Raw genomic sequence first — 821 nt, forward strand, 5'->3', positions numbered from 1 at the left:
AAGCCTGCGTCAAACGCACCACCGCAGAGCAGCGTGCCGCGCTGGACCTGTCGAGCTTGTCGATCGCAGTGATCGGCGCCGAGCCGATCAGCGCCGAGACGCTGCAGTCCTTCGCCGAGGCGTTCGCGCCGGCCGGGTTCCGGCCCGAGGCCTTTATTCCCGCGTACGGGCTGGCCGAGGCAACCCTGGGTGTGACGGGCATGTCCGAGTCACCGGTGCCGGTGGTCCGGCACATCGACCGGACCGCGCTCAGCGAGGAGCGGGTCGTCGAGGTGGCTGCCGACACCGCCGGGGCGGTGCCCCTGGTGGCCTGCGGCGCCAAGGCGGAGAGCCAGCAAGTCCTGATCGTTGACTCCGAGACCCGGTTGCGCCGCGGCCCTGAGGAAGTGGGCGAGATCTGGGTGTCCGGGCCCAGCATCGCCCAGGGCTACTGGGGGCGGCCCGAGGAGACCGAACGCACCTTCGGTGCGACGCTGGCCGACACCGGCGAGGGCCCGTTCCTGCGCACCGGCGACCTCGGATTCGTCTGCGCGGGTGAGCTATTCGTGACCGGTCGGTGGAACGACCTGATCACGATCCGCGACATCAAGTACTACCCCAACGACATCGAGGACACCGTGGGCGGCAGTGACCCGGCACTGATGCCGGGCCGCACCGCGGTGTTCACGGTCAAACCGAACCCGCGCGCCGACGAGCAGCTGGTGATCGTGCAGGAGGTGAACCGCGCGTCGCTGAACTCCGACCTCAGCGGCGCCGTCGAGGCCATCCGCGCGGCGGTCCTTGCCACCCACAATGTTTCGGCCCACGATGTGCGGCTGATC

Annotated in this window: 1 protein-coding gene; it reads left to right on the forward strand. The window is 69.7% G+C overall.

Features of this window, described 5'->3' with window-relative positions:
- Positions 1 to 821, forward strand: an 821-nt coding sequence (locus tag A5648_RS00020) for an AMP-binding protein (protein WP_165607277.1), incomplete at both ends; no start/stop codon positions are given.

The sequence above is a fragment of the Mycolicibacter sinensis genome (assembly GCF_001673565.1).
In the GTDB taxonomy this organism is placed as follows: domain Bacteria; phylum Actinomycetota; class Actinomycetes; order Mycobacteriales; family Mycobacteriaceae; genus Mycobacterium; species Mycobacterium sinense_C.